This is a genomic window from Maridesulfovibrio ferrireducens (assembly GCF_900101105.1).
GTDB lineage: Bacteria > Desulfobacterota > Desulfovibrionia > Desulfovibrionales > Desulfovibrionaceae > Maridesulfovibrio > Maridesulfovibrio ferrireducens.
The window spans coordinates 945,629-971,522 of sequence record NZ_FNGA01000001.1; the positions used below are offsets into that span (position 1 = coordinate 945,629).

23 protein-coding genes and 1 other RNA gene are annotated in these 25,894 nt (G+C 44.2%); 16 read left to right on the plus strand and 8 right to left on the minus strand.

What is annotated here, in order from left to right; all coding sequences use genetic code 11:
• The first annotated feature begins 89 nt into the window (after positions 1-89).
• The 8 genes from BLT41_RS04260 (at position 90) to BLT41_RS04295 (ending at position 7,380) form a co-directional block, all read left to right on the plus strand.
• On the plus strand, positions 90-338 hold the full coding sequence (locus tag BLT41_RS04260; protein ID WP_092158557.1) for a cell division protein ZapA: 249 nt from the start codon (positions 90-92) through the stop codon (positions 336-338).
• 40 nt (positions 339-378) lie between these two features.
• A non-coding RNA gene (gene ssrS / locus BLT41_RS04265) (6S RNA) lies at positions 379-560 on the plus strand.
• 194 nt (positions 561-754) lie between these two features.
• A complete protein-coding gene (rny, locus tag BLT41_RS04270) occupies positions 755-2,311 on the plus strand; it encodes a ribonuclease Y (protein WP_092158559.1) in 1,557 nt (518 codons plus the stop codon).
• Positions 2,312-2,406: 95 nt separating this feature from the next.
• A complete protein-coding gene (locus BLT41_RS04275; RefSeq protein WP_092158560.1) occupies positions 2,407-3,198 on the plus strand; it encodes a TIGR00282 family metallophosphoesterase in 792 nt (263 codons plus the stop codon).
• A 65-nt stretch (positions 3,199-3,263) separates the two neighbouring features.
• Entirely contained in the window at positions 3,264-4,532 is a 1,269-nt protein-coding gene (tyrS, locus tag BLT41_RS04280) for a tyrosine--tRNA ligase (protein WP_092158561.1), read from the plus strand.
• Between the two features lie 145 nt (positions 4,533-4,677).
• Complete coding sequence (locus BLT41_RS04285) at positions 4,678-5,121, plus strand: DMT family transporter (protein WP_092158563.1); 444 nt, start codon at positions 4,678-4,680, stop codon at positions 5,119-5,121.
• A 102-nt stretch (positions 5,122-5,223) separates the two neighbouring features.
• Positions 5,224-6,045 carry a UbiA-like polyprenyltransferase gene (locus BLT41_RS04290; RefSeq protein WP_170830307.1) on the plus strand — a complete coding sequence of 274 codons (822 nt, stop codon included), beginning with the start codon at positions 5,224-5,226 and terminating at the stop codon, positions 6,043-6,045.
• Between the two features lie 15 nt (positions 6,046-6,060).
• On the plus strand, positions 6,061-7,380 hold the full coding sequence (locus BLT41_RS04295; RefSeq protein WP_092158567.1) for a mechanosensitive ion channel family protein: 1,320 nt from the start codon (positions 6,061-6,063) through the stop codon (positions 7,378-7,380).
• A 108-nt stretch (positions 7,381-7,488) separates the two neighbouring features.
• Here BLT41_RS04295 and BLT41_RS04300 read toward each other — a convergent pair whose 3' ends face one another.
• The gene (locus BLT41_RS04300; protein ID WP_092158569.1) at positions 7,489-8,808 is read right to left on the minus strand and encodes a histone deacetylase family protein; all 1,320 of its coding nucleotides are present in this window, start codon (positions 8,806-8,808) and stop codon (positions 7,489-7,491) included.
• A gap of 12 nt (positions 8,809-8,820) precedes the next feature.
• On the minus strand, positions 8,821-10,485 hold the full coding sequence (locus BLT41_RS04305; protein WP_092158571.1) for a hydantoinase/oxoprolinase family protein: 1,665 nt from the start codon (positions 10,483-10,485) through the stop codon (positions 8,821-8,823).
• An 84-nt stretch (positions 10,486-10,569) separates the two neighbouring features.
• Between BLT41_RS04305 and BLT41_RS17400 the strand changes: the two genes are divergently transcribed.
• The gene (locus BLT41_RS17400; protein ID WP_170830302.1) at positions 10,570-10,710 is read left to right on the plus strand and encodes a hypothetical protein; all 141 of its coding nucleotides are present in this window, start codon (positions 10,570-10,572) and stop codon (positions 10,708-10,710) included.
• 18 nt (positions 10,711-10,728) lie between these two features.
• Here BLT41_RS17400 and BLT41_RS04310 read toward each other — a convergent pair whose 3' ends face one another.
• A complete protein-coding gene (locus BLT41_RS04310; protein WP_092158573.1) occupies positions 10,729-12,279 on the minus strand; it encodes a sigma-54-dependent Fis family transcriptional regulator in 1,551 nt (516 codons plus the stop codon).
• A gap of 321 nt (positions 12,280-12,600) precedes the next feature.
• On the opposite strand from BLT41_RS04310, the gene BLT41_RS04315 reads away from it, so the two are divergent.
• Positions 12,601-12,834: a hypothetical protein gene (locus BLT41_RS04315; RefSeq protein ID WP_092158575.1), complete on the plus strand. Its 234-nt coding sequence runs from the start codon at positions 12,601-12,603 to the stop codon at positions 12,832-12,834.
• A 223-nt stretch (positions 12,835-13,057) separates the two neighbouring features.
• Here BLT41_RS04315 and BLT41_RS04320 read toward each other — a convergent pair whose 3' ends face one another.
• Entirely contained in the window at positions 13,058-13,939 is an 882-nt protein-coding gene (locus BLT41_RS04320; RefSeq protein ID WP_092158577.1) for a metal ABC transporter solute-binding protein, Zn/Mn family, read from the minus strand.
• A gap of 404 nt (positions 13,940-14,343) precedes the next feature.
• Between BLT41_RS04320 and BLT41_RS04325 the strand changes: the two genes are divergently transcribed.
• The 6 genes from BLT41_RS04325 (at position 14,344) to purE (ending at position 21,973) form a co-directional block, all read left to right on the plus strand.
• Positions 14,344-15,546, plus strand: coding sequence for an ammonium transporter (locus BLT41_RS04325; RefSeq protein ID WP_092158579.1), 1,203 nt, complete (start codon positions 14,344-14,346; stop codon positions 15,544-15,546).
• 22 nt (positions 15,547-15,568) lie between these two features.
• A complete protein-coding gene (locus tag BLT41_RS04330; protein WP_092158581.1) occupies positions 15,569-15,907 on the plus strand; it encodes a P-II family nitrogen regulator in 339 nt (112 codons plus the stop codon).
• A complete protein-coding gene (locus BLT41_RS04335; RefSeq protein WP_092158583.1) occupies positions 15,907-18,429 on the plus strand; it encodes a [protein-PII] uridylyltransferase family protein in 2,523 nt (840 codons plus the stop codon). Before BLT41_RS04330 ends, BLT41_RS04335 begins: the two co-directional genes overlap by 1 nt.
• A 35-nt stretch (positions 18,430-18,464) precedes the next feature.
• Positions 18,465-20,141, plus strand: coding sequence for a methyl-accepting chemotaxis protein (locus BLT41_RS04340; RefSeq protein WP_092158585.1), 1,677 nt, complete (start codon positions 18,465-18,467; stop codon positions 20,139-20,141).
• 66 nt (positions 20,142-20,207) lie between these two features.
• Complete coding sequence (purD, locus tag BLT41_RS04345; RefSeq protein WP_092158587.1) at positions 20,208-21,479, plus strand: phosphoribosylamine--glycine ligase; 1,272 nt, start codon at positions 20,208-20,210, stop codon at positions 21,477-21,479.
• Entirely contained in the window at positions 21,476-21,973 is a 498-nt protein-coding gene (gene purE / locus BLT41_RS04350; protein ID WP_092158589.1) for a 5-(carboxyamino)imidazole ribonucleotide mutase, read from the plus strand. The genes purD and purE overlap by 4 nt, the downstream gene beginning before the upstream one ends.
• 97 nt (positions 21,974-22,070) lie before the next feature.
• Here purE and BLT41_RS04355 read toward each other — a convergent pair whose 3' ends face one another.
• The 4 genes from BLT41_RS04355 to BLT41_RS04370 all read right to left on the minus strand — a co-directional run bounded on the left by BLT41_RS04355 (position 22,071) and on the right by BLT41_RS04370 (position 25,744).
• A complete protein-coding gene (locus tag BLT41_RS04355; RefSeq protein ID WP_092158591.1) occupies positions 22,071-22,436 on the minus strand; it encodes a response regulator transcription factor in 366 nt (121 codons plus the stop codon).
• Between the two features lie 105 nt (positions 22,437-22,541).
• Positions 22,542-22,895 (minus strand): Hpt domain-containing protein, encoded by a 354-nt coding sequence (locus BLT41_RS04360; RefSeq protein ID WP_092158593.1) that lies wholly within the window; start codon positions 22,893-22,895, stop codon positions 22,542-22,544.
• A 191-nt stretch (positions 22,896-23,086) separates the two neighbouring features.
• Positions 23,087-24,985, minus strand: a complete 1,899-nt coding sequence (gene htpG, locus BLT41_RS04365; RefSeq protein ID WP_092158595.1) for a molecular chaperone HtpG — start codon at positions 24,983-24,985, stop codon at positions 23,087-23,089.
• A 126-nt stretch (positions 24,986-25,111) separates the two neighbouring features.
• Positions 25,112-25,744, minus strand: coding sequence for a MerR family transcriptional regulator (locus tag BLT41_RS04370; RefSeq protein ID WP_092158596.1), 633 nt, complete (start codon positions 25,742-25,744; stop codon positions 25,112-25,114).
• Between the last annotated feature and the right edge of the window lie 150 nt (positions 25,745-25,894).

Here is a 25,894-nt window from a genome sequence, read left to right on the forward strand (position 1 = left end):
GTTTTTCTGTCCGGGATGTATGACAATTTGTTATTATATTCTAGGTGGTTTAATGTAAAATTCTAGAGGATGATGGTAGTCATACAAATATGCCTCGTTATACGATACCGGTTCTCGGCCTTGAAATTTCTTTCAAGACCGATGCGGACAAAGTTAGAATAGAAGCCGCAAAGGATGTGCTTGAAGACCGGTTCGGTGAACTTACGCGGGGCGGAAAGGATGTTAGTAGGGAAAAATTGCTGACTTGTTTAGCCTTAAGCCTTGCTGACGACTACCTTGAACACGGCCGCAAGATCGAAATGATGGAAGAGAAGATAAACGCGCTATTAGAGAAGTGATTTGTGATCGCTCAAGTGATCATAATTAGGATATAGATATATTTCCCTGGGGAGTACGTGATTGCCCTATAGATTCTGAACCAATATATTAAGAAAGGGAGCATGTATCTTCGGAGTGGTGTGCACGCCCGGTTTACCGGGAAGCCTGAAGCTCCGAGTACCGCGCCCACCTGTTAGACTAGGTTCTAACTTATACGGCAACACGGCATCTCCGGGGTCCCTAACAGGGATCCGCAGAATTTATAGCAATTAACAGGATATTAATTGCTATAAAGCTGTTTAATCCACACAACTCCTCTGCTAAAAGCCTCCGTCTCTTTTCTATTCTCCATGGAAGATTGTTACCTCTGATCGTTAGTTGATCGGTAGTGAAAAATCAGGTCTTAGAGGGCCTGTCAACATAAAAGGAGAATGGCATGTTTGGGGATTTTTTTCTGATATTATTTGGAATGGCCCTAGGTGCCGCAGGCGGATATGCCCTGCACCGTTATGTGAATTCGAAGCGTTTAGCCGATTCACAGGGTTTGGCTGATAGAATTGTGCAGGAGGCTCGGAAAGAAGCCGAAGCCATGAAAAAAGAACTCAGACTTCAGGCCCAGGATGAAGTATATGCTCTTAAAAAAGAGCAGGAAAATGAGTACAAAGAAATAGAACGCGGCCTGAAAAAACAGGAAGAGCGTCTTCAAGAAAAAGAAGAGCGTCTTGAGAAGAAGCTTGAAACAGTTGCCGGGAAAGAGTCTGAGGTTTTGGCTCTTGAAAAGCGCATGATTAAGCAGGAAAAGAAGCTCGAAGAACTTCGCGAAGGTCTTGAAAGAAGAAAAGATGAGCATGAACGCAAGTTGCAGGAAGTTTCAGGACTGACTGTTGAGGAAGCTCGCGAAAAACTCATGACAGAAATAGAAAGCCGGACTCGTCACGAAGCTGGTAAAATGGTTCGTGCTATTGAAATGGAAGCAAAAGAAGAAGGCAGTCGTAAGGCTCGCAAAATTCTTGCTCTTGCTATCCAGCGTTACTCCGGTGACTACATTAATGAGCAGACAGTTACTGCTGTTGCTTTGCCATCAGAAGATATGAAAGGGCGTATTATCGGTCGTGAAGGTAGAAATATCAGAGCGCTTGAAGCCGCTACAGGGGTTGACCTCATCATTGATGATACTCCTGAAACAGTTGTTCTTTCAGCATACAGCCCGCTTCGTCGCGAAATCGCAAAGCAGGCTCTTGAAAGACTTATTCATGACGGTCGCATTCATCCTGCACGTATCGAAGATATCGTGGCTAAAGTTGAACAGGAAATGGATGTTAAGCTTCGTGAAATAGGTGAACAGGCTACGTTTGATGTCGGCGTTCACGGCATCCATCCTGAGATTGTAAAACTTCTTGGGCAATTACAGTATAGAACCAGTTATTCTCAGAACGTGCTTCAGCATTCTCTCGAAGTTGCATTCCTTTGCGGCATTATGGCTGCGGAACTCGGAATGGATGAGAAGATCGCTAAGCGTGCAGGTCTGCTTCATGATATCGGTAAGGCTGTTGACCATGAAATCGAAGGTCCTCATGCTGTAATCGGTGCTGATATTGCTAAAAAACATGGTGAATCCAAAGAGATTATCCATGCAATTCAGGCTCATCATGAAGACATTCCTCCTCAGTCAATTCTGGCAACACTTGTTCAGGCTGCTGACAGTCTTTCCGGTGCACGTCCCGGAGCAAGAAAGGAACTTCTTGAAAACTATGTGAAGCGCCTTGAAGAACTTGAAAATGTTGCTACCGGATTTGATGGAGTTTCTAAGGCTTACGCCATTCAGGCCGGCCGAGAAATCAGAGTTATGGTCGATGCTGAAAAAGTTACCGACGATAATACACATATGCTTTGTAAAGACATTGCTACTAAGATTGAAAACAACATGACCTATCCAGGTCAGATTCGTGTAACCGTTATTCGCGAACGTCGTTCCGTAGGTTATGCAAAATAGATGAGTTTTATAGCGGCCCGGAGGGTCTGCCCCTTCGGGCCGACTTTCCTGCCGCTTTTTTCTACAAATTTCAGATCTACCGCTAGGTGAACACAGTGCGGATTCTTTTTCTTGGTGACATATTCGGCAGACCCGGAAGAAAGGGTATTGCTTTAAAGATGACTGACCTTCGTAAGAGGCTCAGTCTTGATCTTATTGTGGCCAATGGAGAAAACGCTTCATCTGGAGTAGGTCTTTCTCTCAAAAATGCTAAAGAGCTTCTCGGTTGCGGAATTGATATCTTAACGTCCGGCAATCATATCTGGAAATTTCAGAATATATACTCCTATCTTAATACCTGTGATAAAATTGTTAGGCCTGCAAATGTTGCAGAAGGTGCACCCGGAAGAGGCTGGACTTCTTTTCAAATACGGGAAGGCTTATCTGTAGCTGTTGTAAATCTTCAGGGACGAACTTTCATGAGTGCGTGCGAATGTCCTTTTCGAGGCGCGGACAAAATTCTTGAAGAGATCCCGTCTGAGATAAAGGTGATTTTAGTTGATTTTCATGCTGAGGCAACGTCTGAAAAACAATGTCTCAGCCGCTATCTTGATGGACGGGTTTCAGCTGTTCTAGGCACGCATACCCATGTTCAGACTAATGATGCCCGAATTTTAGAAAACGGCTGCGGTTATATTACGGATGCTGGAATGTGCGGCCCTGTTGATTCCTGTCTGGGACTTGCTCCCGGCCCTGTTATTAAAAGGTTTGTGACCGGATTGCCTCAGAAATGGCGTGTTGCCGGTGGTCCTGTTGAATTGCAGGGAGTCGTGCTTGATATTGACGAAGAGACAGGAAAAACAGTTTCCATTGATGTCTGGAAGACCGATCCTATCATCGGTTGCTAATAATTTTTATGTTTAAAATTGCTTTTTAATAAGGCAATCAGGATAAATTCAATAAAGAGGTAAAAATGAATATTTATGATGAGCTTAAGTGGCGCGGGTTGATTCATCAGGTTTCTGACGAAGACAAGGTTCGTGAATATTTGTCTACTCCCGGAAGAAGCATGTATTGCGGCTTCGACCCCACTGCCAGCAGTCTTCACATTGGTAATCTGGTTCCTCTCCTTTGTCTCGTACGCATGAAAAGAGCTGGGCATAATCCTTTATTTCTGCTTGGCGGAGCAACCGGAAGGGTCGGTGATCCTAGCGGTAAAGATAAAGAACGTGAGTTTTTAAGTATCGAAAAGATTGAAGCTCAGGTGGAAAAAATCAAGACCCAGATTGAAGGGTTTTGTGAACGCAATACAGGTTCTAAAGCAGAAGTCGTTAATAATTACGATTGGATGAAAGATATTTCTTTCCTTGATATGCTCCGCGAGGTGGGTAAGCATTTCACTGTAAACTGGATGCTTGCCAAAGAATCGGTAAAAGGCCGTTTTGGACGCGAAGATGTCGGTATTTCTTATACCGAGTTCAGTTACATGCTCCTTCAGTCTTATGATTATTATCATCTTTATCAGGAAAAAGGCTGCCAGCTTCAGATTGGCGGCGGCGACCAGTGGGGCAATATTACTGCCGGATGCGAACTTGTCCGTCGTAAAGCTGCGGGCGAAGGTTATGCTCTGACTTTCCCGCTTATTACTACTGCTTCGGGTAAGAAATTTGGTAAGAGTGAGAAAGGCGCCATTTTCCTGAATGCTGAAATGACTTCTCCTTACACATTCTATCAGTTCTGGATTAATACAGACGACAGGGATGTTATTAACTTCCTTAAGTTCTTCACTTTCCTGACTGAGGAAGAAATTTCTGAGCTTGAGAAGAGTCATGAAGAAGCTCCGCACATGCGTATACCGCACAAGCGTCTTGCAGAAGAAACTACTATCATGATTCACGGCAAGGAAGAGCTTGAAAAAGTTCAGGCTGCAACTGTAGCTCTTTTTGGCGGAGGCGACGTTAAATCTGTAGATTCCGCGACACTTCGTGAAGCCATGGAAGCCGCTCCGGGCGTAGAATATGCTGCTGATGCTCTTCCTGATCTTCCGCAGATTCTTATGGATCTGGGACTCGTTAAATCAAAAGGTCAGGCTCGCAAAGATATTACCGCCGGCGGTCTTTATATCAATAATGAACGTGTCAGCGATTTTGGATACATTCCTGTTGATGCCGATTTTATAGGCGGAGAAGTTCTACTTATCCGTAAAGGTAAAAAGAGTTACGGCCTTGTAACCCGCAAGTAATTTTATTGTTTATTATGTTTTAATTACGGCCCGTTCAAGCTCAGTGCTTTTTCGGGTCGTTTTTTTTATAAGGTGCCAGCTTAGCTTTGCAACCAAGGTGAAGAAAGTTATCCTGCACCGTTGTTGCTTAAAAATTGGAGAAAATATGCGGCTGTTTTTTATAGCTATCGCAGTCACTTTCGGAGCTCTGGCTCCGACTCAGGCTGGAATAAACATGAAATTGCGAAATTTTGTGGGTGATCCGGTACTGGCGGCAACTATCTCGTTTGCAGTCGGAACACTGACGCTGATAGCCTATTCTTTTCTTGCTAAAACACCGATTCCAGCTTTTGAGGCGACTTTAAAAGGGCCTTGGTGGATGTGGACCGGCGGGTTGATGGGGGCATTTTTTGTAGCCGCAGCGGTGATTGTTGCTCCTGTTCTCGGCGCTGGAACCATGATGTGCTGGATGGTGGCAGGACAGATGGCCGCATCCATTTTTCTGGACCACTTCGGGCTCATAGGATATGCCGTCCGGGAAGCTTCTCCCATGAGAATTGCAGGTGTAGTTTTAGTTGTTACAGGTGCTGTGCTTATTGAAAAATTTTGATGAAGTATAAATCTCAGGTTGACTGATAAGGAGTTCGTTTTGATCGATTTATTGCGCGATACTTTAAAATTGTTATGGGTAAATACTGTCATTGTCTGCCGTATGATTAAAATTGAGCATTCAATTTTCGCTCTGCCGTTTGCTTATATTGGTATTTTCCTTGCGGCAGATGGTTGGCCGGGAATTAAGCCTTTCTTTTTGCTGACAGTTGCAATGATTGCGGTCAGATCTTTTGCAATGGCATTCAATAGACTGGTCGACATCAATATTGACAGTGAAAATCCCAGAACGCGCACCCGCCCTTTGGTTACAGGTGAACTTTCAACGTTTTTCACTTTTTGTTTTATTGCTGTTTGCGCTGTGATTTTTGTTGTTGCGTGTAAAAATATGAATGAGCTTTGTTATAAACTTTCTTATTTTGCTCTTGGTTGGTCAGCTTTTTATTCAATCACCAAGCGGTTTACAAAGCTGTGTCATTTCGTGCTCGGATCTGTTCTGGGACTTGCTCCTCTTGCGGGATGGCTATGTGTTGATCCTCAGTTCACTTTGCCTGCAATTTTATTTTTCTTCGGAGTTGTTTTCTGGGTGGCAGGGTTTGATATCCTCTACGCAACTCAGGACAGAAAATTTGATAGAGGCCGCGGGTTGTTCTCAATTCCTGCTTCTCTCGGAATTAATAAGTCGCTCACTATTTCGACTTTCTGTCACGTAAACACCGGAATTTTCTTTTTGCTTGCTGGATTATCTGCCGGGTTGGGGTGGATCTATTTTACTACTACTGCTATCATTGCGGCGATTCTGGTGTACGAACATCAAGTCATATCTGCCGATGATATGAGCCGTGTGAATATGGCTTTTTTTGCTCTTAACGGCGTTATCTCGGTGCTTTTATTTGTTGGGACTTTGTTTGATATTCTAATCTAGCACGAGGCTTAGTTTATGGACATTTCTACTTTCGAGAAGTTTTTAAGGGATGATTTAGTAAAATGGCTATTAGATTTAAAAGAATCTGTGGTAACGGATTTTTTTACATTTAATGGGGCTGAGGAACTCATTTTAATTCCTCTGATCTTCTTGCTTGGCAGAATTTTCAATAAAAAAATTACTCCGAAAATCCAAACCGCTGTGGACGGACGATTCCCTCAGATTGTCCGCGAAAGCTTGTTTGTAAAGACGGCAATAAAACAGACATGGCTTTTGTTTACTGTCCTGCTTTTTAAACTCTCAGTTTATGTATTGTTTGCTAAGGAATACAGGCCAGGATTATTGATAGTGGCCGGTTCATTAACAGCCGCTTGGGTTATTATAAAGATCGCCTCCAGTCTGGTTATGAATCAGTTCTGGGCTAGGTTTATTTCTGCGGCAGCATGGACAATGGCTGCTCTTAATGTATTCGGGGTGCTCGGTAAAACTGTAGCTTTTCTCGATACTGTCGGGTTTGTATACAATCAAAAGAATTTGTCCATACTTGTTCTTTTTAAAGGAATAATACTTCTTATTGCTTTGGTTCAGGTTGCAAGTTTTGTGAACAAAATTACTCAATCTAAGATTGAACAATCAAAAACTCTCTCACCTTCCTTACAAGTTCTTTTGTCAAAAGGGTCTAAATTAGGCCTTATGACTTTAGCGGTTTATCTGGGACTTAAAGGGATCGGGGTCGACTTTACCGGGCTGACTATTTTCTCTGGAGCTGTCGGTGTCGGTGTCGGTTTCGGTTTGCAGAAGGTTATATCCAACCTTGTCTGTGGCGTGATTCTGTTGCTTGAGCGATCCATTAAGCCCGGCGACATTATTGAAGTCGGAAATGCCCGAGGTAAGATTAAGTCACTTAATGCCCGTTTTATCTCAATGGAGACCTTTGATAAGAAAGAGTATCTGATTCCGAATGATTCGCTCATAACAGGGCAGGTTATAAACTGGACTTACGGAGATAATTCCGTGAGGCTTAGAATTCCTTTTGGAGTAGCTTACTCGTCTGATGTTCATGAGGCCATGAAGGCCAGCGTAGAAGCGGCTCGGACTGTGACCGGAGTTCTTAAGACTCCTGCTCCTGTATGTCGCATGACCGGGTACGGCGCCAGTTCTGTTGATTTTGAGCTGAGGATATGGATCAATGATCCTGAGAAGGGAACTGGCAGAGTTAAGTCGGATACGATGCTCGCCATATGGGATTCCTTTAAAGAGAAAGGTATTGAATTTCCTTTCCCTCAGCAGGATATTTATATCAAGAATCTTCCTCCGATGACGGAAGAAAGTTAATATCTGTTTTTATAATGTAAAATTAAAGCCCGCAATTATTTGAATTGCGGGCTTTTTCTTTGATCATTTGTTTTTGGCCATAATCCTAATGGTCGTGTTTTTATCTTTTCAAAATCCGTAGCGCATGTATTCTTTATCTTTGCGATTGATCATCTGCATGTAGCGGTATTTGCTCTTGATTTGTGCTTCTTCCAGCAAAGAATATCCGGTGTTCCGGCATTTATCACAGGCTCCGATGGGAATTTCAATCCCGAAGCCCATGGGGCCGTTTTCTTTTTGCGTTTCCACTTTCAATAAACCGCGACATTCGTCACAGAGTAATAATGATTCCGTCTGTGACTCTGTGAATCCTTCCGTGTCATAGAAAATGGTGCGGTGACGAACAGACCAGTTGCCGTTGATAATGCCTTCGTTGCTTTCTTTGGGCGGGTTGAAATAAATATCCGGGATACTATCACAAAGCATTCCAATATATTTCATTACATCATCGGGTTCTTTTAGCGTAATAGGGTTCCAGCCCGGTTCACGAACATGGGAGTAATCAACTCCCGCCATTGCAAGGCTGATTCCCAGATTGACATAGGGCAATGCTCCTTGAATGGCATATCCGCCTTCCAGTACAGCAATGTCGGGCTTCAGCATCGAGTTCAGTGCGGCATAGCCCTGTGCGGAAAAATTCATATTGGTGATCGGGTCGGTGAAATGATTGTCCTGCCCTGCGGAGTTTATGATTAGGTCCGGCTTAAAGTCATCCAGTATGGGCATGACTATTTTTTCCATGACCATCATAAATCCGGCATCGGAGGTTCCGGGCGGCAGAGGGATGTTGATAGTGCGTCCCAGTGCTTTAGGGCCGCCTGCATCCTTTGGAAAGCCGGTGCCCGGATAAAGTGTTCGTCCGTCCTGATGCATAGATATGAACAGAGTGTCAGGATCGTGCCAGTAGACATCCTGTGTGCCGTCGCCATGATGACAGTCGGTATCTACAATGGCTATGCGCTTAGGGCCGTATTTTTCGCGGATGTGTTCACACATAATCGCTTCAATGTTGATAGCGCAAAATCCGCGTGAGCCTTGGACTGTTTTCATTGCATGATGTCCGGGAGGACGTACTAATGCAAAGGCGCGGTCTCTTTCTCCCTGCATAACAAGTTCGGCGGCTTTGATGGCTCCGCCTGCTGAAATATAGTGAGAACGGGTGGCTATGGCTTCGGCTTCAGGAAAGCAGAAGTGAACCCTTTCGATGTCGACTGTTTCTGCTACTTCGGGCTTATATTCGCGGATTCCTTCAATATCAAAAAGTCCCTCTTCACGCAGTTGGTCCTGAGTATAGAGGAGGCGTTCTTCTCTTTCCGGGTGAGTCGGCGAGATTGCCCAGTCAAATGCAGGGAAAAATATGATTCCCAGACTGTTTTCAGCCTTGAGCATAAAAACTCCGTTTTATGAATATGTCCGGACCACGCCGGGTTTGATTTGACATTTAACTCTGATATTCCTGCCCACAGTGGTAGATCCGTTCATCATATTAAAAGAGGAAGACGATGTTATGAGCGCATTGGCCCCGTCTGCGGCAACGCTCATTTCGCCAAGATGGGCGAGCAGGTGGTTCATGGCGTCTTTTTCCGCGTTTTCAAGTTTGTAGTTGCGGGGAACATTTTCTCTGTAGCCAAGTGAGGGGATGAACATTACGCCGCGTTCAGTGTCGGCAAAAAGTTCAATCTCGGTGGTGGTTCGAGTCAAAGCCGCGCCGATTGCATTTGCTACATCGTAGTTTTCCGGCACTTCCGTAGAAAGCCGGAACTTGCGGAAAATATCCATTTTCATGGCTTTGGCTGGGCCGCCCATCATATAAATTTTACGTGGAACTATGCGTCTGTTTTCAAGCAGTTCATGAATGGTATAAACTGGTTGCTGATTAATTTCTTCCACAAGTTCACGGGTTGAATCGTGAATTTTATTAATGGCGTTTTCAATTGCTTTATCAGCCAGTTCTTCAGGATCTATGTCCATTTTAGAGGCAAAAGCCGCAAATCCTGCTTTGGATTTGCCGATATCTCCGCAGTCGCATGAATCTTTCCAGATAAGAGCGTCTGTGAGAGTCGGGGTTTTTCCTCCGAAAGCAATAGAAGGTCCGAGTCTTGTCGGTCCAACTCTGATAATCCCCTCAAGAATCGAAATAGCGGAGTCTCCTCCGACCCCGATGGAATGAACTTTTAGTGCGCGCACCAGTGTCGGGTAGGAGCCGATGTTGATTCCTTCCTGTTCGATAAGGGGCGTGCCGCCGACAAAGATGGCAATGTCAGTTGTTGTTCCGCCGATATCGTAGATGATGGAGTCGTGGGTGATTTTGCAAAGAGCTATAATGCCCATTACACTCGCGGCCGGGCCGGAAAAAATAGATTGAACCGGAACTTTTCTGGATAAAGGCAGCGGCATTGTTCCGCCGTCAGCTTTAAGGATGTTGACCTTTATGTGCCCCAGTCCCATTTCCTCAAGTGTGCCAGAAATAGCGTCTGCAAAATTGTTGAAAATTCGCCAGACAGCGCAGTTATAGAAGGCTGTTGCAATGCGTCTGGGGAAATTTAAGCGCCCTGTAATCTGGTGTCCGAGGGTTATAAAATCAGCGTTGTCACCCACGGCAAGTTCTATTGCTTTTTCGTGAGAAGGGTTGCGCGGAGAAAATTTTGTAACTGCTGCGTAAACCTTGACGCCGGACTTACGGCAGGAGGAAATAGCTTCTTCGAGAGCAAGGTTGTTCAGTTGTTTGGTTTCTGAGCCGCGGTGATCAAGCGATCCGGGGATCACATGAAAATCTTTGCAGGTCATAAAAGAATGCGGGTCGAGTCCGGGGCCTGCCGAAACAATCACTCCGACATCTTCAAACTTCCCTTCAACAATGGCGTTTGTAGAAAGGGTCGTACTTAGATTGAGCTGTTTGATGCGTGCCGGGTCGGTTTGGCGGACAATTTCACCTAGCGCATTTTTGATAGAAGAGAGGAGGTCGTCATGGTTAGTTGCGACTTTAACCTGAGCTTCTATACGGTCCGGGCCTAAAGCCACTGCATCAGTATGAGTTCCGCCGACGTCTATTCCAAGAAGGAGCATTTGATAAATCCTTGAAGTGGGAATTCACCCATGAAGAAGTATGGGAAGCTTATAATCTGTCATTACAATAGGTTTTAACCCGACATGCCAGCGCATTCACAGGGCGAAGATGGCTGGATTTCAGGAATTTTAATCAAGAGTAATAATAGCACCCCCGCGACTGAGCCGTCCAGAGGTTTTACTGTAAGTGGTATGAACCTTCACGTAAGCGGCGTTATACTTTGATCGGGATGAATCTCAGGCTTACTGATCGATATTTTTAGTAATGCCGAGCTTCTTCATGCGCGAATCAAATGTAGAGCGATTGAGATTGGCGGCTCGTGCAGCCTGACTGACGTTCCATTTATGTTTTTCTAAAAGTTTCAGGACATATGTTGATTCAAGTTCAGTCCATGTAAGCACAGAAATGTCCATTGCAGGGGTCTCCTTGCTGCTGGAGCGAAGAGCGGAACCTCGTTTCTGAGTCAGGGTGCTTATTGAGGGGGTAGTCACGGGAGAAGCAATGTGAGGGGGCAGGTCTGCCAGTTGAATAGTGTCTCCGGGAACCATGGCCTGAAATTGTTTAACTGCGTTTTCCAGTTCTCGAATGTTGCCCGGCCATTTATGACTTTTCATGGCGGTCCTAGCTTCAGGGGTTAATTTTTTAGGCAGCATGTGGCTGAAGGAAGCTTCTCTGGTTAAGAAGTATTCGGTCAGCAGGGGAATGTCTTCTTGTCTTTCGTTTAGGTTGGGGAGCTTCAGAGGTAAAACATTCAATCGGTAATAAAGATCTTCTCTGAACCGTCCAGAGCGTACTTCTTCTTCCAGTTTACGGTTCGTTGCTGAAATTATGCGAACATTTACCTTGCGGGTGCGAGTTCCTCCGAGTGGTTTTATTTCATTTTCCTGAAGAACTCTAAGGACTTTTGCCTGAAGATTGATGTCCATATCTCCGATTTCATCAAGGAAAACAGTTCCTTCGTCTGCTGCTTCAAAAAGCCCTAACTTGTTTGCAGTAGCTCCGGTGAAAGCTCCTTTTACATATCCGAACAATTCACTTTCAAGAAGGTTCTCCGGTATCGCGCTACAGTTCTGGGTTAAAAAAGGTTTATCAGCCCGTCCGCTTTGGGCATGGATTTCTTGGGCGAAAAGTTCCTTACCTGTTCCGGATTCCCCGGAAATAAGGACCGGATAGTTTGTTGCGGCGTAATTTTTAACAAGCTTAAGAGCTTTATTGACTGAGGCGCTTTTGCCCACAATAGAGTTTTTTTCTCTCAGGCAGCTTAAAGTCCTGCTGAGTTGTGCGTATTTGCGCTGTTGTGTTTGAAATTCTAAAGAATTGCGCAGGGCTATAGACCCTATATCTACAACATCTTGAAGCATTGTGAGATATTCAGGATTCAGGTTTAAGTGATCTCCGTCCGAACTGGTATCAATGACCTGAACCGCTCCGTAGACTTCTTTGCCTTTAAGTAGAAGCGGAAAGCATAATATATGTTTACTTTTCACTTTAAAATTATGTTCAAACTGGCTGTTGTGTCTGGTATCTGCTCCAGCTTCAGCGATAGTCATTTTGCCGTTTTGAATGACCCACCCTACAATGCTTTTTTTGTTAGGATTAAGCTTGATACCTTTAAGTTCTTCACTTTGATGGCCTAGAGCTTCAACACATTCATACATGTTGTCCCGTTCAATCCAAAGCGAACCCCGCTCAACATTTTGTAGTTTCAAAAGTAGGTTGAGAATGGTTTTCTGTAATTTTTCAGGGTCCAGTTCTTGCGATAATTCTTTGTAGTCGTCGATTGAAATGGTCATTTGTTTTTTTCTTTTGTCGTGTTTGTGTTATTTGGGTTTTTTTATGATATATCGTAAAGTTAATGAATTATCAAGGTTTGAAAAGAAGGAGATGGGATAGTTTTAAAATAACAAGAACGGTGGCCTGTATAGTGTGGCGCTCTTTTTAACGTAAATATCAAGTTTTGGCATGGATGGTGCTTTAAGGAAGTTAGCTTGTTAGTCAAGTATGGACCGGGGGACCCACTCCACCTCCCCGACCCCTTCGGGTCTCCCCGGTTCACAATCCTCTTAAGATAATCCGGTTGAGTTGTTCAGTATATAAGATGGAGTGATTTTTTCATGAATAATATTGAAAGCCTGCTTACAGTTCACAGGCAAGATATGGAACTGCTTCGAGGCGAATCCCGTCAGGCCAGATCTCTCAGAACAATAAAAGACCGCGAAATGAATAGAGAATTTAAGGCTCTCCGGTCAAAGATTGCAGCGGAAATGCCTAAGTCTGTGACTGCTTCTTTTATACTTCGCGGGCCTGTCACATTTATGCTTACTCTTCTGGCTGTACTTAGTTTTTAATTCGAAAAGTTAGGGTTTCCCAAAAAGGCTCGATAGCTAAGTTGTTTCAAGGTGGGCAGTACCTTGCGTACAGGATGTAAGCTCGGGTTATGCCCGTGTTATTACTCCTGGCCCTCGAGTCTTTTTGAGTAGTTCTAATTTATTCGTTATTTTAAATTTTTATGTCCAGTCTTGTTTTATCCTGTCTCGTCTTTTCTATTTGTCTTTACCCTTCTTTATATGATCAGCGGGAGCCGTTAAGAAAGGCTTTGGCTGTTTTTCTGAGATTTTCATCCCAATCTGCGGACAGAGGGTCTGCGACCAGAATTCTTGCACCTATTGAAGAGGCGATTGCCTGTGCGCTCTTCCTTGAGAATTGCGGCTGAATGAATATGGTTGAGACTGAATTCTTACGGGCAAAATCAATTATATGAGTCATTTCTTTAGGGCTGGGTTCTTTGCCTTCCAGTTCGATAGGTATTTGTCTGAGTCCGTAAGCTCTTGCGAAATATCCCCATGAAGGGTGGTAGACCATAAAGCTTTGCTGGTTGGTTGAGCCCTTGAAGGTGTTAATCAATTCATTGTCCAGCTCATCAATCTCTTCAGCAAATGTATAATAATTTTTCCTGTAAATATTTGCGTTTTGAGGGTCTGCTTCTATCAGAGAGTCTCTGATTTGAATGGATAGGATTCTGACCAGAGGCGGAGACAGCCATATGTGCGGGTCTGTGAGGAAATTTTCGCTATGGTCACGATGTTCTTTTTCTCCGTGGAGATGTTCCTGCATTGGTTGTTTGACGACGCATTCACTGAGATGAACGATTTTTAAGTTCGTATTTGCAGATTTAAATCTTGGAAGCCATGCCTGCTCAAACGGAACCCCTATGGCGAAATAGATAGCCGCTTTGCTGAGCTGCGCCATTTGTCGAGGCTGTGGCTCGTATATGGCAGGGCTACGGCCCGGTCTGACCATTATATTTACATCAACTAGATCTCCTCCAATTTTTTTTACAAAATACTTCTGTGGAACAATGGAAACCGTCACCTGTAAAGGAGCGGTGTGCGCAACTGTGCCGATTAACAGAAGCGCGATCGTAAATATGTATTTCAATTTGCAAGCGGACATGAGCTTCTCCATGTAAAAGATAAGAAATCAGTTAGCTGTATATTCGATGAACAGGTAAGGAATAATGTTAACTTTTTATAAATGATTTGGATAAATTTATCCCATTTGGGGTGAAAAACAAGTAGAATGATGCGGTGTTTCTTTTATATGGAAGCACCGCTTTCTTTTTGTCTAAAATGTATAAAATCCTTCCTCATCTCTGCATTTAATGTTCACCAAATGTCAAATATGTATAATTTGACTTATTTTGTTCTTATTTGGCACGAAGAGTGCTCTATACGTTTAGAATATGCGTATCTGAATTAGTTTTTTGCAAAATTGGCAAATATTATGTTTTTTGACGATATCAAAATACATAAATGTAAAAAATAGTAAAATGTCGAGATGAGTGGGAGGGTTTAAAAATGAATGCAGCGGATACTTCATTTATTCTTATTTGTGCCGCCTTGGTAATGTTTATGACTCCGGGGCTTGCACTTTTTTATGCGGGCATGGCGCGGAATAAAAATGTTTTGGGCACCATAATGCAGAGTTTTGTGATGCTCGGTCTTGTTTCAATTATATGGGCCGTCATCGGTTATACTCTGGCCTTTGGCGATGATATCGGCGGTATTATCGGTGGAATGAATTTCTTTGCTCTGGACGGTGTTGGAATTGATACGCTGAACAGTCCGGCTGATAATCTGCCCCATCTTTTATTTATGATTTTTCAGGGTATGTTTGCGGTCATTACCCCTGCGCTTATCACAGGAGCTTTTGCTGAGCGTATGAAATTTAAGGCTCTTCTGATCTTTTCTTCTTTATGGATCATTTTTGTATACGCCCCCATGTGTCATTGGGTTTGGGGCGGAGGCTGGATGGGGGAAAGAGGTGCGCTGGACTTTGCTGGAGGAGCCGTTGTCCATATGAGTTCAGGAGCAGCAGCTCTTGCAGCCTGCTTAGTGATCGGAAAAAGAAAAGGGTACGGAAAGAGGTCATTCATTCCGCATAATCTGCCTATGACTTTGCTCGGAGCAGGGATTTTGTGGTTCGGGTGGTTCGGATTTAACGCAGGCAGCGCTCTTGCTGCAAACGGTATTGCAGCAAATGCTTTTGTGACAACTCACCTCGGAGCCGCCGCCGGACTTCTCGGCTGGTTGCTTGCTGAAAGTTTGCATGGTGGCAAAGCGACAACTTTGGGGGCGGCTTCCGGTGCTGTCGCAGGGCTTGTTGCTATTACTCCTGCTGCCGGATTTGTCACGCCGATGGCTGCAATTCTTATTGGATTCGGCGGCGGTATAATCTGTTATGGTGGCATTCTGTTGAAATCTATTCTTAAGTATGATGATTCCCTCGACGTTGTAGGAATTCATGGCCTTGGTGGAACATGGGGCGCAATTGCAACCGGTCTTTTCGCGAGCGTGGGGGCAGAGGGTTTGTTTTACGGAAATCCTGCACAGCTTTGGATTCAGCTTGAATCTGTTGTCTGCACATGGGGGTATTGCTTCGTCATGAGCTGGATACTTCTTAAAGTCGTCGATGCTGTTTGCGGCCTTCGCGTCAGCGAAGAAGCTGAGTCCATCGGACTTGATGTCGCGGAGCACAGTGAAGCTGGGTATCAGTTCTAAATATTTTTAAGAGGTTACAATTATGAAAAAAATAGAAGCTATAGTCAGGCCGTTTAAGGTTGATGATGTGAAGGAAGCTATTGCCGCACTTGGTTTGAAAGGAATGACTGTCACTGAAGTTAAAGGTTTCGGTCGTCAGGGCGGTCATAAAGAAGTGTATCGCGGAGCTGAGTATCAGGTAGATTTTATTGCCAAGACTAAGATTGAAATAGTGGTTGAGGCTGAGAGGGTTCCTGAAGTGCTTGAAGCTGTGCGCAACTCCGCACTGACCGGAAAAGTCGGTGATGGTAAAATATTTGTTACATCTGTTGACGAAGTTGTGCGTATCAGAACCGGTGAAACGGGGCTGGATGCAATCTAATGTCGAACTTGTCCGGCTCGGAAGCATCGATTGAAAATCTTCGTGCAGGGCGGGATGCTCTCCTTGCGGCATGCTCTAAGAGTATGCCGCAGGATTTCTCTCAGCGAATGGCTCTTCTGGTGGATTGTTATTTCAACGCCAGACTTGCAGAAGCAGTTGTAAAAGGAATTTTACCTGATTGTACCGGGCTTTCCGTGCTGGCGGTGGGCGGTTACGGCAGAGGTAAGCTTTCACCTTTTTCCGATCTGGATGTTTTGGTGCTTACAGATTTGTCAAAGGCGGATGTCCTTGAAAATCTGGCCGCCTTTTTGTTCCACCCTTTGTGGGATTTAAAGTTTGAGGTAGGGCACGGCGTGCGCAGTGTTCCGCAGAATATAGAGCTTGCAAAGAGTGATTTTAAAGTGTTGGCGTCGCTTTTGGATTTACGGTTTATCGCCGGAAATGAAGAATTGTTTAAAACTCTTTCGGGTGAATTTACTCAGAAGGTTTTACCCGTAGCAGGAGATTCTTTTTGCAGGACTCTGTGGGAGAATCGTAAGGCTGTGGGAGTTGGTATGGATTCGGTTGTTCTTGAACCGGATTTGAAAAATGGATGGGGAACTCTTCGCGATGTTCAGTTTGTGCATTGGTGTGCCGGTGTAAAAGGCGATTACTTACCGTTAAATTCTGATGATCTTGCTGATTTGCGCAGAGACGAAACATTATTAATAAGAGTTCGTTCGGCGTTGCACCTGACCGCAGGGCGCAAGCAGGATCGTCTGGATATTGAAAGGCTTGCCGACGTAGCTTCTCTTTGCGGAGTAAAGGGATATTCTCCGGGAAAGCGCGGGAACGATCTTTTAAATGAGCTGCATGCGGCAATGATTCGCATCCGGTCTATGGGAGATGCTCTCTACCGGGAATCATTCATTAAAGATTCACAGCAGTTTATAAAATGGTCCGGCCCAATCAGTTTAAAATCAGCCCTCAATCTTTTTAAAATAAAATCTCGAAATGGCAACCCTTTAACTCGTGAAGCCAGACGGGCTGTCGCGAACCTTAATAGTGAAATAGATATTTGTTTAGGTGATGTTCTAAATTTATTGATTAAAATTTTAGAAGCTCCATATGGCTGGCGTTCTTCGCTCGAAATGCTCGACAGCGGTGTGTTTAATTCTTTCCTGCCTGAATTTTCCAAAGTTGCGGCTTTGATTCCGTATGATGGATATCATCGCTATCCACCCGGAAGACATTCACTGCTAACCGTTCATAAATGCTGCGACATAAATAAAGATGAATTTGAAGGGGAAACTCTTACTCCCGCTGATCTCGATATATTGATGCTCGGTGCCTTTTTTCACGACATAGGAAAAGGCGGTCGTGACCATCATAAACGCGGTGCTGAAATAACGGCAGAAATACTATCACGGACCACTTTCCCCTCTGAGTTTAAGGATGACATCATTTTCCTTGTACGGGAGCACCTGCTGCTCGTTAAGGGGGCAAGGCGTATTGACTTAAGTGATGGCGACTCGTTGCTTGAAATTGCCCGCAAAGTTGGAACCACCCGAAGGCTGAAACTTCTTTTTATTCTTTCAATGGCTGATTCAATGGCGACAGGCCCGCGCGTTTGGAATTCGTGGAGCGAATCACTGCTTAGAGAACTCTACTCTGGGCTGGAGCAGATTCTGGCGGAAGCGTCTGTTCATGAGTTTGATAATGATCAAAAAATTGGTGAAACACGAGCTAGAGTTAAGATTCTTTCCTCCGAAATTATGGAAGGTTCATTAGTAGACTTAATGCTTGATGCAATGCCGGACAGGTATCTTTTAAGTCTGGAGCCGGAAGAAATTGTTTGTCACATAGAGCAGGTTATTGAGTTTAATGCGGCTTATGAAAAAGATTTGATTCGCAAGCCGTGCGGAAAGGGCGGGAAAGGGTTGAATCTTGTTCGTTCAGTTGAAAATATTGCTGACGGCAGAACAAGAATTGTGATTACAGCCCGGGATCAGGATTTTCTTTTTGCTGCACAGGCCGGAGTGCTGGCTCTTCATTCAATAAATATTCTTTCTGCGGATATTTTTTCATGGTCTGACGGGACCGCTGTGAACATTTTTACAGTTGAAAGTCCCTCAGCCGAAAGCGCTCCAACGGATCTTTGGGCGCGTGTGGAAAGGGCCATAATGTATGCCATGACTGGTCGGCTTTCACTTGATTACAGGCTGCATAAGAAACGAAATTCATTTTTTGCGAAGACAAATTCCCAAAAAGTTCCCACTCAGATTTCTGTGGATAATGATTCAAGTGAATTATGCACCATCATTGAAGTAAGGACTCAAGATCGTTCAGGAATACTTTATGATATGGCTGTAACTTTCTCACGTATGAATGTTGATCTGCGGATGGCAAGGATTTCTACCACCGGAAGCAGTGTGTTTGATGTGTTTCATGTGGAAAACTCGGGTTGGGGTAAGATTGAAGACAGTGAGTATGTAAAGGAGCTTGTGGTTGCTTTGGAATATGCAGTTTCGAGTGCTCAATAAATGGCATTAAAAAGTTTTTTTCAAGGGAGTATCTCGTGTTTTATAAGACGATAATTCATATGATTATAGACGCTTTAATTATTCTGATTCTTGGTTTATTTCTAGTTTTTATGCCGGAATTGTTTGAATCTGACAGTGTGCTGCCTTTGGCAGGTCTTTTTGCCGGCGGATTGGCAATGATTCTTGTGGTCGATTTTGTGTTCGGTGCGCGGGCGTGCAGAGATTGCGCATCAGGAAATGAGTGGATGAAATGTTTATCCGGCGGGCAAACATTTGAAGGTGATTTAGAAACAGTTTTTAAAAATTATCCCGAAGCTGTGGTGCTGGGCGAGCTTGTAAAAGATTTGACTGTTAAACTTTATGATGCCGAACAACATCTTAAGATACAAAAAGATAAGAAAAGGAAAGCATATCGGCTTGCTGACGAGGCTCGTGGTAAGGCTGAAGAGGCTCGTTGCAAGGGGTTACTTTCCGCCGCAAAAACTTTGGAAACTGCTGTCGAAGGAATCCGCAATGAGTCCGCACTCCTTGGAGATGCTTCTGTTCGCGCTCGTGACGGGGCAGGAAGACAGCAGTCATTGCTGGCTTCGGTTGTATCCTCAATGGAACAGATTGATGTGTCCATAACCCAGTCAGCATCACGCGCGGAAGCTGCGGCTGACGATGCTGAAAGCGCTGCAACACAAGCTCAGTCCGGTGAAGTTGTGCTTAAGAAAACAATTTCATCCATCGGATCTGTTCTTGAAAATTCAAACGAGCTTAATGGGCTTGTTGCCGGTCTAGGATTACAGGCTGACGGAATCGGGAATATTATGAATGTTATTTCTGATATTGCTGATCAGACTAATCTTCTGGCTTTGAATGCTGCAATTGAAGCTGCCAGAGCCGGTGATGCCGGACGCGGATTCGCCGTTGTCGCGGATGAAGTCCGTAACCTTGCTGAAAAGACTATGGACGCCACCCGCGACGTTGGAACCGAAATAGGTAAAATTCAGAAACATGTTGAGCACACAATTGCCGGAGTAGATTCTATTGCAGGTCTTGCCGGGGAGGCATCTGATTTAGCTTCCATGTCCGGTGAAGCTCTTGTTGAAATTGTTTCGCTCGCAGGTAAAAGTTCTGAAAGGGTTCGCAAGATTGCGGAGGAAGCAGTGCAGCAGGCGGAAGCCAGCAACATTGTAAGAGAAGCAATAACTGGAGTTCATTCTATTTCTGATGAAACAGATGAAGCCATGTCCGGCGCAACTGAATCCGTGACCGTTCTTGGTGGACGCATATCGGACCTTGATGATATGATAGGTGTATTCCAGTTGGTTGGTAATGGTGAAGTTCAGGAAGTTATCAGCTTGCTTGCCAAGTCGCCGGATGTTCAGTCACGTTCCCGTGAATTGCAGGAACGAGCAATGAGGCGGGCTGTGCGCAGCAATCCATTCCTTGAACTTTTGTATATTACCGATCAGAGCGGAGTTCAGACAGTCAGCAATATTTCCGGTCATGGACAGAAGTATGAAGAAGATAAGTCTTCATTCGGTAAAAATTGGTCCAAACGTCCTTGGTTTTCTGGCCCGCTTGAAGATAAGACCTTGTATATTTCTGATGTTTATAAATCCGCAGCTTCCGGACATAATTGTATCACAGTGTCCGGGCCTTTTCTTAATTCAAAAGGTGAAGTGCTGGGAGTTATTGCTGCGGATGTGCGGATTACCGTATAGCTTTTCTTGCCAAAATGCCGATATTTATCTAAGTGAGCCCTAGCTTAATCAGTGGAGAGAGAAATCATGAAAGTACTTATAGTCGGTTCAGGCGGAAGGGAACACGCGCTTGCCTGGAAGCTCGGGCAGAGTCCAAAAGTTTCTGAAATTTTTATCGCACCGGGAAACGGGGGAACTCGTCTGGAAGGTACTAACGTTCCGATCAAAGACGATGATTTACCCGGACTGGTTAAATTTGCTAAAGAAAATAAAATAGATCTCGTAGTTGCAGGGCCTGAATTGCCGCTTGTTCTGGGCATTAAAGAGGCTCTCAGCAAAGAGGGTATTCCTTGCTTTGGTCCCGGAGCATACGCTGCCAATCTTGAAGGAAGTAAAGCTTTCTCAAAGATGGTTATGCGTGATTCCGGCGTTCCTACAGCTCCGTTTCAGGTTTTTGATGAATTTGAGCGTGCTAAATCTTTTGTAGAAAGCAAAGGCGCTCCGATTGTAATCAAGGCTGACGGGTTAGCCGCAGGTAAGGGAGTTGTTGTTGCTTCAACTGTTGAAGAGGCAATTGAAACTCTTGAATCAATGATGATTAAAAAAGAGTTCGGATCTGCCGGTGAAAGAGTTGTCGTTGAGGAAGCGCTGAAAGGTGAAGAAGCTTCTTTTCTGGCATTCTGTTCCGGTGAAGATTACGCACTTCTTCCTTCCGCTCAAGACCACAAGGCTGTGGGCGAAGGGGACACCGGGCCTAATACCGGCGGCATGGGCGCATATAGCCCTGCTCCGATTCTGCCTCGTGAAAAATATGAAGAAACAGCAGAACTGGTCATTAAACCGGTACTCAAACTTCTGGCGGATAGAGGGGAGCCTTTTGTAGGTATCCTTTACGCCGGACTTATGTATACCCCTGACGGCCCTTCTGTTCTTGAATATAATGTTCGATTCGGTGATCCTGAATGCCAGCCGCTACTTATGCGTCTGGATAGTGATATCGCCGAGATCATGCTTGCTTGTGTTGAAAACAGAATCTCAGAAGTGGAAGTTAAGCTGAAGCCTGAAACAACCATATGTGTTGTAATGGCTGCCGGCGGCTATCCCGGACCTTATGAAAAGGGAATGGAGATTACTGGATTTGATGAAGCTGAGCAGGTTGAAGGTGTGAAGGTTTTTCAGGCCGGAACAACTTACAAAGACGGCAAAACTCTTACCAACGGCGGACGCGTACTGGGAGTAACAGCTCTCGGTTCTGATCTTGCTGCGGCACAGGTCAGAGCATACGAAGCTGTATCAAAGCTCTCCTTCAAGGATGCGTATTTCCGTCGTGACATAGGAAATAAAGGTCTTAAAAAATGAGTGCAGTAAAAGTAGCAATCTTTATGGGGTCCATCTCTGACAGAGAGACAATGCAGCCCTGTTCCGACTTGTTGACCAAACTTGGCATTCCCCATGCTTTCACAGTTTCTTCCGCACACCGCACACCCGAAAGGACTGCGAAACTTGTGAAGGATTTAGAAGCAGAAGGATGTCAGATTTTTATCTGCGCCGCCGGACTTGCCGCTCATCTTGCGGGAGCCGTGGCTGCTAAAACTATCAAACCCGTGCTTGGAGTGCCTATTTGCGGCTCTGCTCTCGGCGGAATGGATGCGCTTCTTGCGACAGTCCAGATGCCTCCGGGATTTCCAGTCGGAACACTTGCTCTTGATAAAGTCGGAGCAAAGAATGCCGCATGGATGGCTGCTCAGATTTTGGCTCTGCATGATGATAAAATTGCTGAAAAGATTTATCAGGCTAGACGTGAGTTTGTCGAAGCTGTTGAAAAAGCTGCGGCTGAACTTGAATCAGCATAGCTTATCAATATAGATAGATTAGTTTTTAATTAGAATTACTGGAAACCGGGTTTGATGTCGTATCAAGTCCGGTTTCTTTTGTTGTTAAAATATATGACTAACCAATCATCTTGTGTGCGGTTTTTAGAAAATCTTCCTGAGTAAACGGCTTTACCAGCGCTTCTTTAGCTCCGAGAGCTTTGGCCTGTTTAAGATATTCCAGCCCTGTGTATTCTCCGCCTCCTGAAATTACCAATATTTGGCTATCACTCTTCTTTTGTTTGATCTCAAGTATTGTCTGAATTCCATCCATATTGGGCATGAAAATGTCAATTATGACAAGGTCTACAGCATTAGCTGTGAATAGTTCCAAGCCTTCTTCTCCGTCAGGTGCGGATAGAATATATACAGACTCTTTTCTCAAATAGTGTTTGAGAAGATCCAGCATTTTTGGATCGTCATCAATGAGAAGGATAGTTTTCATTCTTGTTTCTTTTTATTTTCAGCTAAAAAATTATGAATAATTAAAATTATAATATTCTTTCAAAAAATGGAAGGGTGTCCGCAAATAATGTTAGCTTTTCACATTTTATTCGATCACATCCGGCAATACTTGCAGCGCAATTGAAACCTCTTCCGAAACTTTTCTGTAAAGCTCGTTAACTCTATCTTTATCTATGTTTTTAATAGCCGTTTCAAGAGAGGAACTTCTTTGTTGGGCAGCAATTGCCCCGACAGCTCCTGATTCTCCTTTTAGCGTATGGGCTAGAATGCAAACTTTTTCCATATCGCCGACTTGAAGCGCTTCACCTATAGCTTTAAGGTGCTTAACGGCTTCTTCTTTGTAAATTGCGATTGCTTCACTGAGCAGTTCACTATCTCCAGAAAATCGGGCTAAGGCAGCCTCAATGTCAAAGCGGTCAGAATATTCTGCTAAATTCATATAAGCTACCTACAATTTTTGTATATTATACTTCTCGATATTGAATCTCGGTTCAATTATTCACTAATAATTTTTTTATAATAACATATCAATACATTGTATTCAATATGGACTTTGAAATGTTATCAAAAAAGGCCCTGATCGCAAATAAGCGGTCAGGGCCTTTTTAATTACAAGCTTATATGAGAAAACTAGTCTTTTTTCTCAAGTTCAGCGTACCATCCGCCGGCTTTGGTCAGCAGATTTTGAATTCTGCCTACAAGCGCATGCGGGTCGTTGAGGTATCCTTCAAGCAGGAGAGCGGATTCCAGTAGCTGTCTTGATGAAAGTTCAATGAATTCATCGTCAGCGTTCACTTTGAAAATCTCAAGCATTGAACGGAGCAGAGGATGGTCAGCATTGATTTCCATGGTCTTGGTGGGGACAGAACTATCCTTATTCATGACCTTCATGATTTTTTCCATGGAGGAAGTCATTGCTCCGTTCGGGCTGATCAGACGGCAAGGGCTGTCGCTCAGTCTTTCGGATATTTTGACTTCAGCTACCTGTTCGCCGAGAACTTCTTTCATCTTGGCGGCAAGAGCGTCCATGTCTTTAGCCTGCTCTTCACTTAGAGGAGTGGCTTCGTTTTCTTTTTTAGCTGATTCAAACTTATCCAGCTTTTCAAGGTCTGCATATTCAGCGGAAACAAGCGCGAACTCTTTGTGCTCGCGGAGGCTTTCCATAACGAATTCATCAATAGGCTCGTAGAGATACAGAACTTCGATGTCTTTGTTGCGGAAGATTTCAAGATGCGGGTTAAGGTTGGCAGCTTCGCGGCTGGCAACGAACGCATAGTAAATTTCTTTCTGTTCGTCTTTAACGCGTTCAATGTAATCATCAAATGATACGAAAGTTTCACCGTCAGATTTAGATGAATCAAAACGAAGTAGGTTTGCGTATTTGTCTTTGTTTAAGAAATCCTGATGCCCGGCTTTGAATATTTTCGCATGAGCTTTCCAGAATTTTGCATATGTTTCAGGATCATCTTTCGCTATTTTTTCAAGCTGAGAGAGAACCTGTTTAGTCATTGTTGAACGTATTTTACCGATGAGCAGGTTGTCCTGAAGAGTCTCGCGGGAAATGTTCAGAGGCAGGTCTTCGGTGTCCACAACTCCTTTGATGAAGCTGAGGTATTCAGGAAGCATATTTTTGTTCTGGTGTTCAATGAGAACTCTGCGGACATAAAGATCAATTCCCCAATTGTCGCGGTCCATGCCGAATATATCGAGATCTTTTTCAGGCACGAAAAGCAGGCTGTTGAACTGCACAGGAGCATCAACAGAGAAGTGAAGTGTGCTGATGGGGGGCTTGGGATCGTATGTGAGGAATTTATAAAATTCTTCGTACTGTTCCTGCTTGATCTGGAATTTAGGTTCACGCCAGAGAGCTGTTACAGTATTGACTCTTTCTCCGCCGATCATGATGGGGAAAGATACAAAGTTGGAATGCTTGGATACGATGCCTTTGAGTGTGTCTTCGGAACCGAACCGTTTAACCATGTCTTCTTTAAGGAAGATCTCAATGGATGTTCCATGAGTCATTTCTTCATCAAGAATGGTTAGTTCGTAATTGGTCTTGCCGTCAGAAGTCCACTGAATAGCGGGAGCGTCTTTTTTGAAAGATTTTGTGCGGACAACAACTTTGTCGGAAACCATATATGCGGAGTAGAAACCTACGCCGAAACGTCCGATCAGACTGTCCAGACTTTCATTGGTATCCGCAGCCTGTTTGATGAACTCAGCAGAGCCGGAATGAGCGATTGTTCCGATGTTAGCCATGACTTCTTCTTTGGTCATGCCTATTCCGGTGTCGGCAACGGTGATAGTTTTGGCTTCTTCGTTGTAGGATATGCTGATTTGAGATTCAATCTCGTCATCAAGAGCTGGATCGCGATTGATTTCAAAGCGCATCTTATCAAGTGCGTCGGACGCGTTTGATACGAGCTCTCTGAGGAATATTTCGCGGTTTGTGTAAAGAGAGTGGACCAGGATGTCCAGAAGCTGGTTGATCTCAGCCTTAAATTCGAATTTTTCTGTCTGTTCAGTCATCAGTTTTCCTCCAATAAGTAAATTCCTTCCGGCTGCCGGATTGACAGTCGGAAGGCGGAATTTGGTGTAAATGAGGGGGGAAGCCCTGCTCCGTGATAGCGGCAGCAATTCGGGCTTGCACGTAGGCTATTTAGTTACGGCTTTCATCTTGTCAAGAAGGTACTTTTCAAGTTCCCGTCTGTCTTTGCGTAATCTGACGAGTTCAGCTTCCATTATGGACAGCTTATCTTTGAGGCATGTGTTTTCTTCTTGAAGGGTTTGAATGTTCTCACCCTGTTCATTTAAATCTTTAGCTGTCTTTTCCATTCCGCAGCGGAGTTCTTCGGATATTGGTGCATCGGAAGGGAAAGAAAGTTGCGGTATATTGGAAAGTAACCCTCTCAACCCTTCAGTGATGGATTTAGATATTTCTGCGCCCATAGCGGCCGCCATCTGTACTGCCGGTTCCATATTAATCTGCTGAAACTGGGTGGAAGCTGGTTGCTGTGTCATATCGTACGCAGTCTGTTCAATGGCAACATTAACCGGATATTTTCTGGAAAGTTCAGCCATGACATCTTCAGCGGTATGGCCTTGTTTAAGCATGGAGGCTATGAGTGAAAAAATTTCAACAGCTTCAGGTTTAAATCTTTTTTGTCTGTTTCTTCCTGCGCTGGGCAAGTATTGGGCAAACCGGTTTTTCCAGTAATGAAGAGTTGATTCCGGGACTTCCAGTAAGCGGGATATTTCTGCTATGGAGAGAAGTTTCTTATCCGTCACGGTTATGCTCCGCAATGCTTTAGGTAATGTATTGAACAGTCTTTAATTGATCATTAATTGTTAGTTTTAATTTGTATTCAAGTCAATATGCTCTTTTTAAAACATCTATAGAATTAATGTATAATTAATCAAAATTACAACTACCGTAGT